Here is a 16035-nt window from a genome sequence, read left to right on the forward strand (position 1 = left end):
AGTATCAGGGAGCTTCGGTTCGGCGCGGCAGACAGCGATTGCCTCGGCCTGCGCGTCGCGCGGTGGCCAATTGAGTCATGTATCGCTTGGTTATCCGTCCACCGTAGCCGGTGTCGATCAGGTTCGCGATGCAGTTAAGCAGGCCGCGTTGACTGGTTGGTGGCATGGCTCGGTGTCCCGAGTAGGTCAAGAGCAGATCTATGTACTCCTGCGTGCTGTACGTGTGCTCCCACTCGTAGCGGCGGAACTGGACGGGACCGAAGCGTCGCGAGTCATCGATCTCAGTCGAATCGGTCGGCACGTTGGTGGATGCCTGAAGGCGCAAGCCTGGCGGTGTGGTGGGGTCGAAGCGTTCGTAACATTCCTGGACCTCGGCGAAGAACGGCTCTGTGCCCCCGGCGATGTGGTGCGTAGATATCACCGCCAAGGTGCCGCCGGAGCGCAGGGCGTCAGCGGCTTTGCTCGTCCGGATCTGGGGATCGATCCAGTGGAAGGCCGTCGCGGACAGCACGAGGTCGAATCCGGCGGCGGGCAACGGCCAGTCCTCGAAGGTCGACACCACAACCTGCGTTCCGGAAAACGCGGCGAGATGCTGCCGTGCGATGGCGGCCATGTCAGGGCTCAACTCCACGGCGACGATCGCGCATCCGCGCTGGGCCAAGGGGAGCGTCGCCTGGCCGGTGCCGCAGCCGATCTCCAACACCCGGGACTGAGGGGCGATGCCGGCCAGGATGGCGAGGTCGTCGAACATCTCGGCGGGATAGCCCGGTCGGCAACGGTCGTAGCGTTCGGCGTCTTCGCCGAACGTCGTTCGCAGCTTTTCCCGATCAGTCTCAGTCACGAGCCCAGACTACTGGGGTGTGGTGATGGGCTCGGGCGGATCGAGCACGGCGGTATAGCGGCTGGCGGCTTTGACGCTGACTCCGAACAGGTCGCAGAGGCACCGGACGTCGCCATCAGTGGCGCTGACTTCGTCGAGGATGCGGTCAGTGCGGATGTCGCGAGCGGCGGTGCCCAGCACGAGTCCGGGCCAGCGGGTGCCGACGGGTTTGGTGCCCAGCGCTGTGCGGTAGTGGATGAACAGGTGCGGGTTGGCCGTGTGCGGCCAACGGTGGTTGCGATAGTCCAGGTAAGCGGTCAGCCGGACGCGGACGGCCTCGGCGAGCAGGATGGTACGGCTGTCGAGGTGCAGACGGCCGTCTCGGATGTCGGTGAGGTGCAGGGCGCGCAGCTGCCCGGCGACCAGGCCGTGGAAGGCCGGCAGTGCGGTCATCGCCGCGCGGGTGGGGTTCGGGGAGGTCAGTCCTTCCTTGATCAGGGCCAGGTCGGCGGGCAGCGCTTGGCAACTCTCGGGTGCGCCGAGGCGCAGCCTGACGGAGGGGTCGACGGAGAGGACCTTGCGTGCCTTGAGGACTTTGAAAAATCGATTGCAGTCCGGCGCCGAGGGTGTAGCGGCCGTTGCCGCTTGCGGGCAGGACCGCGAGCACGTCGTCTCGGCCAATCTGGCGCAGCGAGTGGACTCCGTGATCGGCCCAGTCCTGAAGGACAGGCAGCGCCCGCGCAGTTTGATCTGCACGGTCGTGCGAACTCGGGGACGGCTGCTCGGCACGGCGGTGTTGCCGTCACGCAGCACCGTCCACCACACGCGCAACTTGTCGACCATGCGTCAACACATTCTTGCAATCGCGCGAAGCCACGGCTACCTGCACAAAGGCGTGACCAGGGCTTCTTCAGCCTGGACGAACTCGTAAGTGTTCTGACAGACGAGACGAGTGGATGACCTCGATGACCAAAACCTCACCTCGTCGCGGGCTACGCGGCCAGGAGGAGCGGATCGCCTGGTGGTGGGCCGACGACGGATCGGTGGCCTCCGAAATCACGCTCGTCGCCCCGTTGCTGATCATGCTCCTGGTGTTCGTGGGCGTCGTGATCCACCGCGGGGTGGACGCTCGGATCCGCATCGACGATGCCGCACACCAAGCCGCCCGCGCCGCGAGCATCGAGCGCACCGCTGCTGCCGCGATCCGTGCCGCCCAGTCCACGGCCGCCGCAGCCCTGGCCGACGCGGGTGTGGCCTGCCGGTCGTTCTCCGCGACCACCTCGACCGGAGGCCTGCGCCCGGGCGGCACCGTGGCGGTCACCGTCGTCTGCGATGTCGACTTCGGCGACGCCCTCATCCTCGGCGTACCCGGTGGCAAGCGGCTGACGGCCACGGCTGCCGAGCCGGTGGACCAGTGGCGGTCGACGGCGAACACCGGGACATCGTCGTGAGGCACCGAAGCACGAGCACGCGATCGTCTGGTGGCGTGCCGACGAGGGTCGCGTGTCCGCCTTCGTCGTCGTGCTCATCTCGGCAATCCTGGCCCTGGCCGGGCTGTCCCTCGACGGTGGGCTCGCCTTGGCCGCCAAGGTCCGGGCGAACGGGCAAGCCGAATCCGCCGCTCGCGCCGGCGCACAAGCCATCGACCTCACCGCGTACCGCAACAACGGAACCCTCCGCTTGGTGCCCGCGCAAGCCATCGCCAGGGCCCAAGCCCATCTGGCCGCTGAGGGCGCCGCGGGCACGGTCACGATCTCCGGCGACACCGTCACGGTCACCGTCACAGGCTCCCAGCCCACCCAGCTACTCGGGCTGATCGGAATCAGCTCCCTGTCCGTACACGGCCAGGGAAGTGCGCACCCTCAACGCGGAATCACCACCGTCGAGCCATGACGAAAGGAGAAGAGATCATGCCCACCGACGAAGAGGTCCAACACCGCATCGAAGACGTTGACGCCCCGCGTACTTCGAGGCGCAAAGCCGCCGCCCAGCAGGTGAATCAGCTGGCCCAGCGCCGTGCCGCGATCGTCGCCCAGCTGGAGGACATCGAGGGGCAACTCGGCGAGATTGTCGCCGACGCCGAGGACGTCATCAGCATCGAGGAACTCGCGCGGTTCACCGACCTGAAGGCCTCGGACCTCACGGAGTGGGTCACCGGTCGCAAGACCTCCCGAGCCAAGCGGAAGAAGCCAGCCGGGAGCAAGCTCGGTACTCGTTCCCGCAGCTCGTCCCAGACGAACGGACAATCGGGTGATCCTGCGCCCGCGCCGCCCGCACGTGATCTCAAGGTCGCTCAGCTCACGTGAGCGTCCGATGACTGGAAGTTCGATGCGTAGGGCCGGCCATGGTGTCGTCGTCGCAGCCAGGCTGCTTCGCGGGTTGCTCGCCACGGTGATCCTTGTTTCGCTGCTCGGCGGCGTTCCCTGGGCGCTCATCCGGTTCATCGGGTGGCCCCTGCCCGACCACCTGCCGACCTTGGCGGAGATCGAGGGCGTGCTGCTCGGCCCGATGACCGCAAACTTCCTGCTCAGCTCCCTCGCCTGCCTCAGCTGGGTGGTCTGGGCACTGTTCGCGGTTGACGTGGCCCGCTGCGCCATCGAGGTTGCGCGCGACATGCGCGTCCCTGGCGTGATAGCTGCCGGCCCCCTCCGCCACGTCACGGCGGCTCTCATCGGCGCGATCCTGATCGCGATCGTGGGTCACCGCGTTGACCACAGCCTTACCGCCGGGACGAGCTTGAGCGCCGAAGTCGTCACTACGTCCGATGTGAGGCTCGTGGCCCACGAGCACAACAGCGCCGAGGGGATCGCCGCGGCGAGGTCCGTGGTCGCCCTGGCGCCGGACCCGGAAACCGGCGTGCACGACTCGCTGTGGCGCATCGCCCAGCGCACTCTCGGAGACGGCAATCGGTGGCCGGAAATCTTCGACCTCAACAAAGGCAAACCGCAGCCCAACGGAGGCCTGTTCAACCGGCCAAACTTGATCTTCCCGGGCGAGGAGTTCAGGTTGCCGGCCGACGCAGCCACATCCCCGAAGACCGGACCTCCGTCCACGGCGGCTCCCGCCGAACAGCCGGCACCCGCGACACTGGAACCGCCGGCCGAGGACACGCCACCGCCGAACCCCGGCGCTTCCGGGGAGGCCGGGTTTCGCTGGGGTGAGGAGCTGTTCGTCGGACTCGGACTCGCCTCCACGGTCAGCGCGGCCTTGCTCATCGCGCGACGCCGGCACCGTCGTCGCTACCGTCCTGGCAGCGGCGACCGCACAGACCTGCCCGTCGCGCCAGTGGTGTACCAGCTACGACTGGCCCACTTGCGAGCCGCCGACGACGAGCCCGACACCACCGACCGCGAGCCACCAATGGCCTCCGAACCGCCGCTCGCGCAGGACAGCACCCTGCCCGTCGGTGTCCGCGACGGCCGGGAGGTTGCGTTGGACCTCGCCTCGGTCCATGGAATCGGCCTCATCGGCGAGGGTGCGCCAGCCGCGGCACGAGCACTACTGGTCGCCGCCGCCACGGCCACGCACTCCGGGGCACGGGTAATATGTCCAGCCGAAGACGCGGGCGCGCTGCTTGGACACAGGACGGACCAGACGAAGCTGCCGGCAGGTGTGCAGCTGGTCGCCAATGTCGAGGCGGCCCTGGACGCACTCGAAGCCGAGACACTGGCACGCGCACGACTTACGCCAAACGCGCAAGCCGAGCCGTGGCCTCCCGTCCTGCTGGTGGCACGCGCACCGGAACGGCATCGGCAGCGGCTGCAGGCCGTCCTGGACAACGGGTCGAGCTTCGGTATTACCGGGCTGCTGCTGGGCCAGTGGCCCGCCGGCGTCACCGCCTACGTCCGAGCCGACGGCACCGTCTCCGCAACCAACCCCGGCGCGGGCGAACGCCTGCGCGATATGCGGATGTTCGGCCTCGGTGACGACCACCTCGCCGATCTGCTCTCCCTGCTACGCCAGACCGAATCGCCGGACGAGAGCGACCGGCAGAACACCCCTGACGAGCCGAAACCCGGCCTCGAACTCCTGGCCGGAAAGAGCGCCCGCGACCAGTCTCACCCCGGCCTGGAAATTCTCAGCGGCACTGCCGACCTCGCTGATCCGCCCGTCCCGATTCCACCTCAGCAGCGGACGAGCGCAACCGGGAACCAACAGGACGCGCTCGCACCGCTGCGGGTCACGGTCCTGGGCCCGGTGCGCGTGTGGTGGCGGCCCCGGCCTGCTCAAGCAGCTGAGAGTGTCGAGAACGAGGTCACGTCGGCATTCCAACCCCGGGTACGCGAACTGCTGGTGTTCTTGAGCCTGCACCCGGACGGCGTCAGCCGCGAGGCACTCATCGCAGCCCTGTGGCCGGCGAGCCCTCCCGAGAAAACGACCAACGCGCTGAACACCAGCCTCAGCCGCCTCCGTCGCGCAGTCAGTGCCGCAACCGACGGTGCGCTCTCCGACGTGGTGGTGACCGGCGAGGGTCGCTACCACCTCCATCCGGGCTTGGTCGAGGTCGATTACCACCGCTTCGCCGCTGCCGTAGCAGCGCGGCGCGCCGCTACGAACCAGCAGGACCGGATCGACGCCAACCGCAGCGCGGTCGAGAGCTACGCCGGTCCCCTGGCCGACGGCATGAGTACGGAATGGCTTGAAACCGCCCGGGAATCCATTCGCCGAGATGCCATCGACGCCGTCGCCGCGCTTGCGCGAGCCCTGGTCGACCAGGACCCGCAGCAGACCCTTGATCTCCTTGAGATCGCCCGCGCTTTCGATCCGCACAACGAGCTGATCTACCGCGACATCATGCGGCTGCAGGGACGCCTCGGGCAGCTCGACGCCATCCCGCGGACCCTCACGCTGCTCACCACACGCCTCGCCGAGGTCGACGACCAACCGAGCCCGCAAACCATCGGCCTGTGCGAGCGGCTGCAACGCCGCCACGACCTACAGACAGATGCTGCCGGCCACGGTTACAGCAAAGCCGGGTGACCGCCCTCGGTGCACGACGCGGTCGTCGTGGTTCAGGCCGGCCGCGGCGGAAAATCGTCATCACCCTCGTCCCCGGACGACCCGCCGTGCTGGCCATGCTTGCGGCTGTATTCCTGAGCCTGCGCAAGCAAGTCAGGGTGTGCGCGAGTCCAGGCGATGAGCGGCTCCGCAGCCCGAAGCGCGTCGGCGACCGCCGGATTCAACGCGTATTCGACTTCCGGCGGAAAAGACTTCGTACTGCGCTCCCGGAAGACCAACCCCTGCATACGCATCTTTTTCAGCGTGCGCGCCAGAATGCTATCGTGCAGGACGGGTTGTTTATCCGTCCAGTTCTCGTCGATGAAATAAGAGTTGACCGTGGAAAGAACTTCTATCCGCCGCAACGGGCCAGCCCGAAGTGCCACCACGATCGCTGGCACCCACTTGTCCCCGAACAGGCTTCTCAAGTCGTACAGGCCCCTCAGAAGCCTGTCGTGCTGAAACCGGTCGACCACACCCCAGGTCCACAACTCGCGCAGCCGCATCCGACCGGACCGGAAGCTGGGAAAAGCAAGTGCGGTGAGCTGGTGCGAGGTGAGAACCCGGTGCTCCCACAGCATGCGGATGATCCATTTGTCGCGCGGAGTCAGCCGCCACGCGAGCATGGCTTGGTGTTCGGCGGTGTTGGCCGCGCGCGGGCTCGGGCGGCTTGCCTTGTGGCCGCGCAGGGAACGCTGCCTGGTGGGATTGGTGATCACGGCGGAGAAACCTCCTACTTTGAGAAAGGACGACGGGCGAATTGGGGTTCTCATTCGCTTCGGCGGGGGTCCGCGCTCCGAGGACCCGACACCCGGTCGTGGCGAGGCGCGGTCGGTGCTGAATCGATTGCTCGCGCGCTCGCCTTGCGGCGCGCCGCCGCACGGATCTCTCGTGCGCGCCCCGGAATAGCCGGCGGGAGTGGTCGCGTGCGGAGGGTGAACGGCTGGGCCTCTCCGCCGTTTAGGACGAGCCGGGCGGCGGCTTGGTAGGCGCCGAGGTGGGCCAGGTCGTGGTCGGACAGTCGTGGCGCGGTGTGGCGGGACAGCTCGCGCGCGTCTTCCGGGGAGGCGTTGAAGAAGATCTTGCTGCGTGCGTTGGTCGAGATGCCTTCGCGGAGTTCGCGGGGAAGCTGACCCAGGTGCTGGTGCGCCAGCGTCATCGAGGTTCGGAAACCGCGGGCCTCGGCCAGCATGTCCTCGATCGGGTATGGCAGGTTGAGGAAGTTGTGACACTCGTCGATGACGAGGCTCGCGTCCCTGCGACGGCGCTGTGGGATGCGGGCGCGGCCGGTGATGGCTTGCCAGGTGCGCGCGACGACCAGCGACCCGACCAGCCGGGTCGTCTCCTCCCCCAATGAGCCCTTCGGGATGCGCACCAGGCAGATGCCACCGTCAAGCACCTCCCTGAGGTCTACTGTAGAGCGTCCTCCCGCGATCGCGGCCCGGACGAAGGGGCGCAGGAGGAAGGCCCGGAGCTTGTTCATCAACGGGCTGATGACCTGCGAGCGGGCCGAGTCGGTCAGCTCCTCGTACCAGGACCAGAAGCCGCGCAGGACGGGGTCGGTGATGCCGGCGGTGACACGGCTGCGAAAAGCTTCGTCGGCCAGCAGCTTGGGCAGGTCCGCGAGGGTGGCGACGCCTTCCTGGGTGCGGAGGGTGAGGCAGGCCGCGCGCATCACGTCGTCCGTGCGCGGGCCCCAGAACGCCGAGTAGACCCGGCGGAACACGGACACGAGGTTGTCCACCATCAGGTCCGTTTCGCCGCCGTCCAGCGGGTTCAGGCAAGGTGGGCGCGCCTTGCTGTCGGCGTCGAAGAGCACGACCCGGTCGGCCGCAGAGCGAGGCAACCGAGACAGGACGTCGGTGACGAGATCGCCCTTGGGATCGATCAGGACGGTTCCGCGGCCGGCCTCGGCGTCGGCCAGGACCATGGTGGCCAGCAAGGTCGACTTGCCGGTTCCGGTCGCGCCCAGAACGTGGAGGTGGTGCCGGGCGTCGGGCACCCGTAGCGCGACGGGCCGCTCGTGGCCGGCATCGGTGACGCCGATGGGTTTCGCGTCGGGACCTTGGACAGCGATGCCGGGCGGGGGTGCGATGGCGCGGGCTCCGGCGCGCTGCAGCCCGGGGATGGCCTCGTCGGTTGGGAGGTGGGCGATTGCGGCCAGCTCGGGCACCGAGAGCAGGTCGCCCCGTGTCAGGAGCCTGGAGTCGATCACCTGGCCGGGGTGGCGGAGGCTGCGCCGGGTGTAGTAGTTGTGCTCGGTGTAGGAGGCGAAGGAGGCTGCGAGGGCGTGGGCCCGGCCGCGGGCGACCTGTCGAGCCGAGCGGACCTCCTCGGCGGCGGCGTCGGCGGGGAGAAGTGTGGCGACGGCGTAGCGGACGACGGTCTCGAACTGGCTGCCGCGCTGCTTGGCGACGATCGCCCGGTTCTGCGCACCGTACTCCAGCGAGGTCTGCGGATCGCTGTGCAGAGTTTTCGTCCGGGTCGCGGCTGATCGCCGGGTCCGTGGGGCGCCTGGCGTGATCGTGTCCAGCATGCGGCCGACCAGGCGCGCCGAGCCGCCGGTGTGGACCTGCCGGGCGACGCGGCGGGCACGCTGAACCCGGCGCCCGGCGACCGGCCGGGCCAGGATCTGCACGCAGGCGTGCTCGTTGCCACCGAGCCCGACCGGCGCGCCGATCAACGCGCGGACCGGGTCGGCCTCGAAGTCCGTGCGGATCGGCAGCGCCTCCGGCCGGGCGAGCCGCAGCTCGCCGCCGACCACGAGCCTCCGCTCGCCCTCGCGTGGAGCGGGTAGCGGCGGCTCAGCAGGCCGTACCCGCGTGTGGGCGCCGGGCCAGGCGGCCTCGATGGCGCGCTCGACGAGGCCGGGTGGGATGACGCCGGGCACCCACAGCCGGATCGCGACGCCGGCCTCGGAGAACACGTACTCGCAGGCGACGTGCGGCTGTCCGGTGAGCGCTCGTCGCCAGCCAGGCCGCAGCAGCCCCACGAGGTTGGACCACAACGCGGCACCGCCGGCGGGATCGACACTGGGTGGCGCGAGGACGGTGACCTGACGCGCGTTGTCGACGAGGCGCTCATGGCACCGTCGCACCCACCACCGCCGCCCGGCCAGCACTACCGTGGTCAGGACGGCAAGCACCGGCAGGGCGACTGGGCCATCATCCGCAGCGAGGTCGCGAAGCCGGTTCAGCAGTGCGATCAGCGCGCCGCCAGGGTCGCGCAGGTAGTTCTCAAGCCAATCTGTAGCGGCGAGATGCGTAGCCGGTATCCACATGGGACTGGTCCTCGGAGAGTCAAGCGGCGTCGAGGCTGATCTCGTCGCCTTCGAGGGGCTGAGGCCCCAGGTCGACGAACGCCGCAGCCTGGTCGTCGTCCTGCTCGGCGAGTTCGGCCGGGTTGCTGGTGATCAGGTAGTGCTCGGTTGGCGAGGCCACGCTTTGGAAGGCGACGCGCTGGGTTCCGGTGGACAGCAGTCCCTGGCCGCGGTCGGCTGCGAGCAGGAACTGGCGTTCTCCGGCGGAAAGGGTGAAGGTGCGGGCGATCTCGTCGATGGCCTGCGGGGCTTGCCGGAGCAGGATCTGGGTGGCCGCGTTGGCCACGACGGCTTTGCCGAGATCGGTGCCGAGGACGTCGTCGACGTCCTGGGTCGCCACCGTCAAACCGGCCCAGTACTTGCGGAAGGCTTTCGCCGAACGGAACAGGAACTCGGCGCCTGCCTTGTCCTGCAACAGCAGCCATGCCTCGTCCACCGCGACCATGCGCGGTCGGCGGTTCGCCGGGTTCGACACTCGCCGCCAGACGACGTCGAGCGTGAGCAGCGTGCCGATCGCTTTCAGCTCGTCGGGCAGATCGCGGAGGCTGAAGACCACGAGGTGTCCCTCGGGGTGAACGGTGCTGGGCCCGTCGAAGAGCTGTTTGAACGCGCCCTCGACGAATGGATGCAGTCTCGCCGCGAGCTCGCGGCCGGCCCCGTCCCCTGAGCTCGCGAGCTGATCTCGCAAAGTGCGGAGCTCGGGCGACGGGCGGGTCCAGGTGCGGGGGTCGGCGGTGATGCCCACGCTCTGGTAGGTGGCCGCGATCGCGCGGTCCAGCGCAGCGCGCTCGGCAGCCGACGGTTCGCCGCCGAGGAGAACGTCGATCACGGTGTGCAGGAACAGGCTTCGCCGGACGAGCGCGTCGTTGGGGGCGCTGCGTCGTCCGTCGGGACGCGTGTGGATGGGCAGGTCGAACGGGTTGAGCCGCACGCCTGGTGTGCCGAGGTGGACGTGGGTGCCGCCGACGGCGGCCGCGAGCCGGGCGTACTCGTCTTCCGGATCGACGACGGCGACCTCGATGCCCCGGTACAGCGAGCGCAGCAGCTCCAGCTTGACCAGATAGGACTTGCCGGCGCCGGAGCGGCCGAGGATGACCGAGTTGTGGTTGTGCATGCCCTCGCCGAAGCGGTCCCAGTGCACCAGCCCCTGCGAGCCGATGTTCTAGCCGTAGAGCACCCCCGCCGGTGCCGCGACCGAGGTCGGATCGGGCGCGGGCAGGTCCGGGCTGGTGAACGGGAACGCCGCCGACAACGCCGCGGTGTCGAAGGTGCGGCGCATGCCGATCAGGTCCAGCCCCAGTGGCAAGGTCGACACCCACCCCTGGAGGCTGCGGTAGGTGGTGTGCTTGGCGTCCAGCAGCAGGCTGGCGCACAGCGACCGCAGCGCGGCAACTTCCTCGGCGAGAGCGCTCTGGGAGGTGGCGTGAATGGTCAGGTACAGCCCGACGCGGAACAGCTTGCCGTCGCCACGCGCGACGCGGGAGGACAGGTCGTAGGCGTCCTCGGTGGCGGCCTCGACATGCGGGTCGAACAGCCGGCCGTGCTCGGCCGTGTGGCGGCGGCCGGCCTCGAGCTTGGCGAGCTGCTTCTTCAGCCGGGCGGCGGCGGTGGCCGGGTCGATCGGCTCGACGTGCAGAGAGACGTCCACGCGGCCGGGGTAGGTCAACAGCGGGGCGAGCCAGCCGGGGTGCACCTCGCGTGGGTAGCCGATGACGGCGAAGCTGGCGACCCATTCGCCGCCGACCTCCAGGTGCCGGGCGCCGACCGACAGCGCGTCCGGTGTGAAGGCGGCAGCTGCCGGAGAGGCCGGTGGGCGGGGCCGGTGGTGGTTGCGATGGCTCATCAGAACCGCTCCCCTCGCTCGTCCTCGTAGTCCCAGTCGTCGTCCTCGTCCCACGCGGGCTCGTCCTCTGCACGTGCATCCGCACGCCACCGGCCGGGGTCCTCATCGGCCACCTCCGAGGCGGTGGTGATGACCTCGTCCGCGCCGGCCAGTCCAGCTGATGGGGGCAGCAGGCTGTCGGGGTTGCACGCCGAGGCCAGCACCGCGGTGGCCTCTCCCGCGTCGAGCGGGTTCACTGTGATCCCTGCCGGGGACAGCAACTCCACAGCTTCGGTGAGGCGACGCACCAGCCGTGACTCGGCCGCTCGCCGTGTGGCGGCATCCACCTGTCCGGTGGTTCGGTCGCGGCGCGTACGCAGCGCAGCCAGCGGACCGGGTCCGCCGAGCCCGTCCGGCGGGCCGGCTACGGCGAGCGGTTCGCGCAGCACGAGCAGCACCTGCCGCCGCAGCAAATCAGACTCCTGCCCGAGCTGGACCAGGTAGTCGGCGTGCTCGACCGCTGCAGCTTCCAGCGCCGGGTGCGGCAGCCCGCCCGCGCGCTCGCGCAGCTCGGCGACCTGCGCCGAGAGGTCCAGGCGTTCGGTGCGCACCAGGACCTGCACCGGAGCGGTCAGCGAGTGCAGGTAGCGCCCGAACGCGGCGACCAGCGCCTCCTGCTCGGCCGGTGTCCGGAGCGCGAAATTCACCGTGCTCGCGACCGCCACGACCGCCAACCCGTCCGGGCCGAGGTCCACCACGCCGGTCTCCGTGACGGCCTCAGCGGGCAGGCGCAGCGCGGACGGGGAGACCGGTTCGGCCTCGGATGTCGGCCTGCGGAGGCCGGCTCCCTGGTCCGCGTTCGCGGTGAGCCACGCGGGCGCGGGACGCACGCCTTCCGGCGCGGCAACGCGGTAGCGGGGAGCGAGTCGCTGGCGGATCGCGGCGATCAGCAACTTGTCCAGGGGGACACCGTCGCGCTTGCCCAGAGCGAGCATCACCGACGCCGCGCCGACCGGAACCGCAAACGCGGCGAATAGCGGGATCGGCACGAACGCGCGCGTGGCGAGCCACACCAGGTACAGCGCCGCTCCCGCGGCGGCGAGGATGCCCAGTTGGCGTGCGGTGAGCGGGCCGAGCACACGGTCGTGCATGTCGACGTCGGCGGGAATGCGAACGGGTTCGGTCATGACGTGCTACCTCCTGGCTTGCGCCGTCGTGCGGCTGTCGGCGGTGGCGGGGTCACCCGCGGACGCGGCGTCTTGGCGGGCTTGGGCAGGTCCAGCGGGAGTCGCAGCTGCCGTCCGGCCGGCGGGGCACCTGGCTTCGGCGGTGGTGGCGGTGCGGGTTTGGACGGCACGCGTTTCAGCCCGTCGAGGGGCAGCGGGTACTGGCCGGAGCGGGTCGGTCGGCTGGCCTGGTAGGGGTCGAAGGGCAGTGGCGGTTGGACCACGCGCCGACCCGCTCCGCGACGAGCCGGAGGCGCTGGCGGGTTCGCCGGCCGAGCCACCTTGCGCAGGCCGTCCAGCGGCAGCGGGTACTGACCGGACCGGAGCGGCCGGTTGCCCTGGTAGGGGTCGAACGGCAGCTCGAGTTGTTTCCCGGTGCGCCCGCGGGGCGAGCGCCAACCACGCGTTCCCGCGGCGCCCGTTGAGGCGGCAGGTGGCGCCGCGCGCGGAACGTCGAAGGGCAGACGGTACTGCCCGTCGGGGCCGAGAACCGGCTTGTTCTCCGGCCAGTCATTGCCCAGCGGCAGCGCCAGCTGACGACCCGATTTCCGCGACGGCTTCGGTTCGGGTGCGGGCCCAGGCTTCGGCTTGGGGCGGGTCCGGCGAAGGCCGGGGAGCGGCAGCACGTACTGCCCGCTTGCGGTGGTCCTCGGCTCGGCTGAACGTGTGGACGAGCCGCCACGTCTGCTGCCACCGGTAGCTCGGGGCGTCGGGGGCTTTCCGCCGCCTCCGCCCAGGAGCCCGAACGTCTTGTAGGCGAGGAAGCCCCGGACGAGAGAGCCGATCAGGCTGCGCCCACCTCCGCCGCGGATCGAGCCCAGGATCCAGACCGGGATTTTGAGCAGGATGTACATCAGCGCGAGGGCGACCAGCAGGTTGATCAGCCCGGAGGCGGTCGGCCCGAACAGGGTGAACCCGCCAGGGGTGAAGAACACCTTCAGCGCGGTGATCAGGGTCAGGCTCTGTCCGAGCTGGATCGCGAGGCAGCCGCCGTAGGCCTTCCACCACCAGTAGGCGATGCCCTCGGTCTGGGGCAGGGCATGGAACATCAGCGCCAGCGGTGCGGCGACGATGAGAATGATCGTCAACGCGACCCGCACGACGTAGGTCACCAGCAGCGCGACGAGCAAACCGGCCAGGACGAGTCCGATGAAGACGATCCACATGCCACCCCTGAGCGAGCCCATCACGAGGTCGCGCAAGGCCGCGCCGGCGGCACTCGCGTCGAGCCCGCCGCCCATGATGGCGGCGACGAGGGCGTTGGCGATTTGGATGCCCTTGGTGGCCACCCACAGACTCAGGGCGCCGGCCAGGAACCCCACTGCCAGGCGCGGCGCGATCTCCAACGCAGAGTGCCGGGTCTGAATGGTCTGGTAGCTCATCACGATGACGCCGGCGATGAGAACCAGCAGTCCGTAGGAAGCGAGCAGGATCTGCCAGGAGTTGTCCCACAGTTCGCCCACGCGCGGCAGCGAGTCCGGCGTCGGTGTGGTCAGCAGTGTCTTGGACAGCAGGTCGAGCAGCGGGTTGAGCGCGCTCTCGACGATGCCGCGGAAGAACCCATCGATGACCTCGGTGATGCAGGCGCCGATGTTCGTGAGGCCGCAGTCGCCACCGTTCTCCGCGCCCGGGTCGGGCTGCTCACCGCCTGGTGCGGTGGGCAGCGTGGTCGTGCCGGGTTGCGGGATGCAGCCCTCACCGGTGCACGGCGGAGCGGGCGCGGTCGACGAGGACGGAACACACCCGCCCTGCAGCGAACCCGGGAAGCACGTCACCGACGTCGGCGCCTCGGTGGGAAGCGGCAGCGGCACCTCAGGCAGCGACGGTGCAGTGGTCGGCGCGGGCAGGGAGCACAGCGGAGAGCCGGGTTCGCACGGCTCGACGGTCGGGAGCGGCAGTGGTTGCGCGGCGGCCGGCGGCGCCATCGACGAACCGGGGTTGAGCGCTGCGACGGCGACCGTGCCGCCGAACAGTACGACGATGCTTACCGCCAGCCCCAGCAGCGCGCGGCCACGAGTCAGCTTGGGTAACCGCGCCTTCCGGCGTGATGGTGGGGCACCCGGTGTGTTCGAGGTGCGCATCGCCTCACGCCCCCACGATGCCTTTGAGCACCTCGACGACCAGCGGGGCGAGCGCGGCCAGAACGTAGCCGATGCCGGCGGCCTTGAACGCCTCCTTGGCCTTCTCCTGCTCACCCGGGTCGCCGCCGCCGAACACGCGCCGGACACCGCCGATGGTGAGGAACACCGTCGCCAGCCCGGCAAGGATCCCCATCAGCCAGTTGCGGATGTTGTTGAGGACTTCCTCGACGCTGGCCGCGAGCGCGAGCACCACCGTGTCGGCGTGCGCGTACACCCTGGAGGTCAGGAGGGTGAGCACGACGAGTTCGGCCAGCAGCAGCGTCCGCCGACGGCGATAGCGCGGGCGAGGAGTTCGAGTCAGGCGCATCGCTGCTCTCCCGGAGTCGAGCCCGGCCGCCACTGCGGCTGCTCGGGCGAGGGGGTGGTGTGCGCGCGGGAGGCTGGTTTCGTCCCGCACCCCTGAACTCCGGAAGACGCCGCCTTCGGGGACACACGGGCGCTCGAATTCCTGCCCTCACGACTACTCAGATCGGTTACGCCCCGTGACGATCTGGGCTGGACGATGGCAATCGTGTCGGCCACCTGAGTCGCCACATCGGACTCGCTCTGACCGGCATCGGCCTCACGGCGCATGTCCTCGAGGAGGTACGCAACGAGACGTCGCTCAGCCCTCTGCCGGGCCTTCTTCGCGGCTTGGTACGACACGTCGCGCTCGGCTGCGGCGTCCGCCAACGGCACACCCTCCAGACGGGTGGCGCCGATCAGCTCGGCCTCGGTAGCGGTGATCGCACCGTCCGCCACGGCGCGGGCGAGAACGAAGTCGGGGTGTCCCCACGGCGGCGGTGGCAGCGTCGAACGGAAGCCGTGTCCCGATGGCACGGGAGCGTCCAGCGCCTCCCGGACGCACGCGTGGCCGGCGCGGTAGGCCGCCCATCGAAGCCGGAGCATGATGCGCGGCTTGCGCAGGTCGATCGTCCCCAGCTCGGCGACGAATCCGGCGAGCACCGCCGCGTGAATGTCGCTCGGATCGCCCGCGAACTTCGCGGACAGGGTGGCGGCGATCGAGGTCAGTGCGGGCAGCGCGACACCGACCGCGGCAACCGTCCAGGTGCCGCCTTCGGTCCGAGCCCGCAACACCAGGTGCGCCCACACCGCATCGCGCAAAGTCTGCGGACACCGGCGCCGGAGCAGCCGGTCACGTAGCTCGTTCAGCGGCACTCGCCGCCGCGGCAAACCGGCGAACAACCGGCCATCGACCGTCACCGGATGCTCCCCGGCGACCAGCCACTCGAAGGCTGCCCGGGCGGCGTCCAACGGCATCGCGGCGCGCCCGAAACCCGAGCGCGGAACGGCATCACGCGGATTCATGAGTTGACTCCCGAAACGAGTCGGAACAATGACTCGCCCAGGACGCCACACCAGGTATTACCAACCACTGACCTAACCGGCACTGAACTAGTACCGAAGCCAAACCGACGATCGCACGCCGACCAGTTCAAGATCGACTTCCGCCGTCGCCCGGAGCATTCTCAAGATCGACGGCACCGACCTGGTAATACCGGTCTAGCTGCACCTTTGCCGTCGCGGTACCAGCTCGGTACCAGTTCGGTCAGACCCCGCTGAGGCGCCGCTCGACCGGTGGTTCAACGACCTCCAAAAGCAGACGGAGAACCCCGGGGGCGAAAGACTTCGCGAAGGACGCATCCGGTCGCCGAAAAGGAGCACAGCACGTGTCCCCGAAGGGCGTGTACGTCGGAGTTCAGGGGTGT

12 protein-coding genes and 1 pseudogene are annotated in these 16035 nt (G+C 69.5%); 4 read left to right on the forward strand and 9 right to left on the reverse strand.

The window, feature by feature from the left end:
- Window positions 1-4: 4 nt before the first annotated feature.
- Together FHX45_RS03160 and FHX45_RS03165 are read right to left on the reverse strand one after the other, a co-directional pair.
- The gene (locus FHX45_RS03160; protein WP_208405777.1) at window positions 5-841 is read right to left on the reverse strand and encodes a methyltransferase domain-containing protein; all 837 of its coding nucleotides are present in this window, start codon (window positions 839-841) and stop codon (window positions 5-7) included.
- A 9-nt stretch (window positions 842-850) separates the two neighbouring features.
- The gene (locus FHX45_RS03165) at window positions 851-1663 is read right to left on the reverse strand and encodes a hypothetical protein (protein WP_167096521.1); all 813 of its coding nucleotides are present in this window, start codon (window positions 1661-1663) and stop codon (window positions 851-853) included.
- A 113-nt stretch (window positions 1664-1776) separates the two neighbouring features.
- Between FHX45_RS03165 and FHX45_RS03170 the strand changes: the two genes are divergently transcribed.
- From FHX45_RS03170 to FHX45_RS03185, 4 genes are all read left to right on the forward strand, one after another.
- Entirely contained in the window at window positions 1777-2271 is a 495-nt protein-coding gene (locus FHX45_RS03170; protein ID WP_341771328.1) for a TadE/TadG family type IV pilus assembly protein, read from the forward strand.
- Window positions 2272-2323: 52 nt separating this feature from the next.
- Window positions 2324-2713, forward strand: coding sequence for a hypothetical protein (locus FHX45_RS03175; RefSeq protein WP_167096522.1), 390 nt, complete (start codon window positions 2324-2326; stop codon window positions 2711-2713).
- A 17-nt stretch (window positions 2714-2730) separates the two neighbouring features.
- The gene (locus tag FHX45_RS03180) at window positions 2731-3126 is read left to right on the forward strand and encodes a hypothetical protein (RefSeq protein ID WP_208405778.1); all 396 of its coding nucleotides are present in this window, start codon (window positions 2731-2733) and stop codon (window positions 3124-3126) included.
- 73 nt (window positions 3127-3199) lie between these two features.
- A complete protein-coding gene (locus FHX45_RS03185; RefSeq protein ID WP_243868909.1) occupies window positions 3200-5800 on the forward strand; it encodes a BTAD domain-containing putative transcriptional regulator in 2601 nt (866 codons plus the stop codon).
- A gap of 32 nt (window positions 5801-5832) precedes the next feature.
- Here the strand turns inward: FHX45_RS03185 and FHX45_RS03190 are convergent, their stop codons facing one another.
- From FHX45_RS03190 to FHX45_RS03220, 7 genes and pseudogenes are all read right to left on the reverse strand, one after another.
- A complete protein-coding gene (locus tag FHX45_RS03190) occupies window positions 5833-6537 on the reverse strand; it encodes a replication-relaxation family protein (protein WP_167096525.1) in 705 nt (234 codons plus the stop codon).
- Between the two features lie 50 nt (window positions 6538-6587).
- The gene (locus tag FHX45_RS03195; RefSeq protein ID WP_167096526.1) at window positions 6588-9098 is read right to left on the reverse strand and encodes a type IV secretory system conjugative DNA transfer family protein; all 2511 of its coding nucleotides are present in this window, start codon (window positions 9096-9098) and stop codon (window positions 6588-6590) included.
- Window positions 9099-9117: 19 nt separating this feature from the next.
- Window positions 9118-10980 (reverse strand): annotated as a pseudogene (locus FHX45_RS03200) (VirB4 family type IV secretion system protein).
- A complete protein-coding gene (locus tag FHX45_RS03205; protein WP_167096527.1) occupies window positions 10980-12146 on the reverse strand; it encodes a PrgI family protein in 1167 nt (388 codons plus the stop codon). The pseudogene FHX45_RS03200 and the gene FHX45_RS03205 overlap by 1 nt, the downstream one beginning before the upstream one ends.
- A complete protein-coding gene (locus tag FHX45_RS03210) occupies window positions 12143-14266 on the reverse strand; it encodes a TrbL/VirB6 family protein (RefSeq protein WP_243868910.1) in 2124 nt (707 codons plus the stop codon). The genes FHX45_RS03205 and FHX45_RS03210 overlap by 4 nt, the downstream gene beginning before the upstream one ends.
- Before the next feature lie 4 nt (window positions 14267-14270).
- Window positions 14271-14633, reverse strand: a complete 363-nt coding sequence (locus FHX45_RS03215) for a pilin (protein ID WP_243868911.1) — start codon at window positions 14631-14633, stop codon at window positions 14271-14273.
- Complete coding sequence (locus tag FHX45_RS03220) at window positions 14624-15634, reverse strand: hypothetical protein (protein WP_243868912.1); 1011 nt, start codon at window positions 15632-15634, stop codon at window positions 14624-14626. Before FHX45_RS03220 ends, FHX45_RS03215 begins: the two co-directional genes overlap by 10 nt.
- Between the last annotated feature and the right edge of the window lie 401 nt (window positions 15635-16035).

Source organism: Amycolatopsis granulosa, from assembly GCF_011758745.1.
In the GTDB taxonomy this organism is placed as follows: domain Bacteria; phylum Actinomycetota; class Actinomycetes; order Mycobacteriales; family Pseudonocardiaceae; genus Amycolatopsis_E; species Amycolatopsis_E granulosa.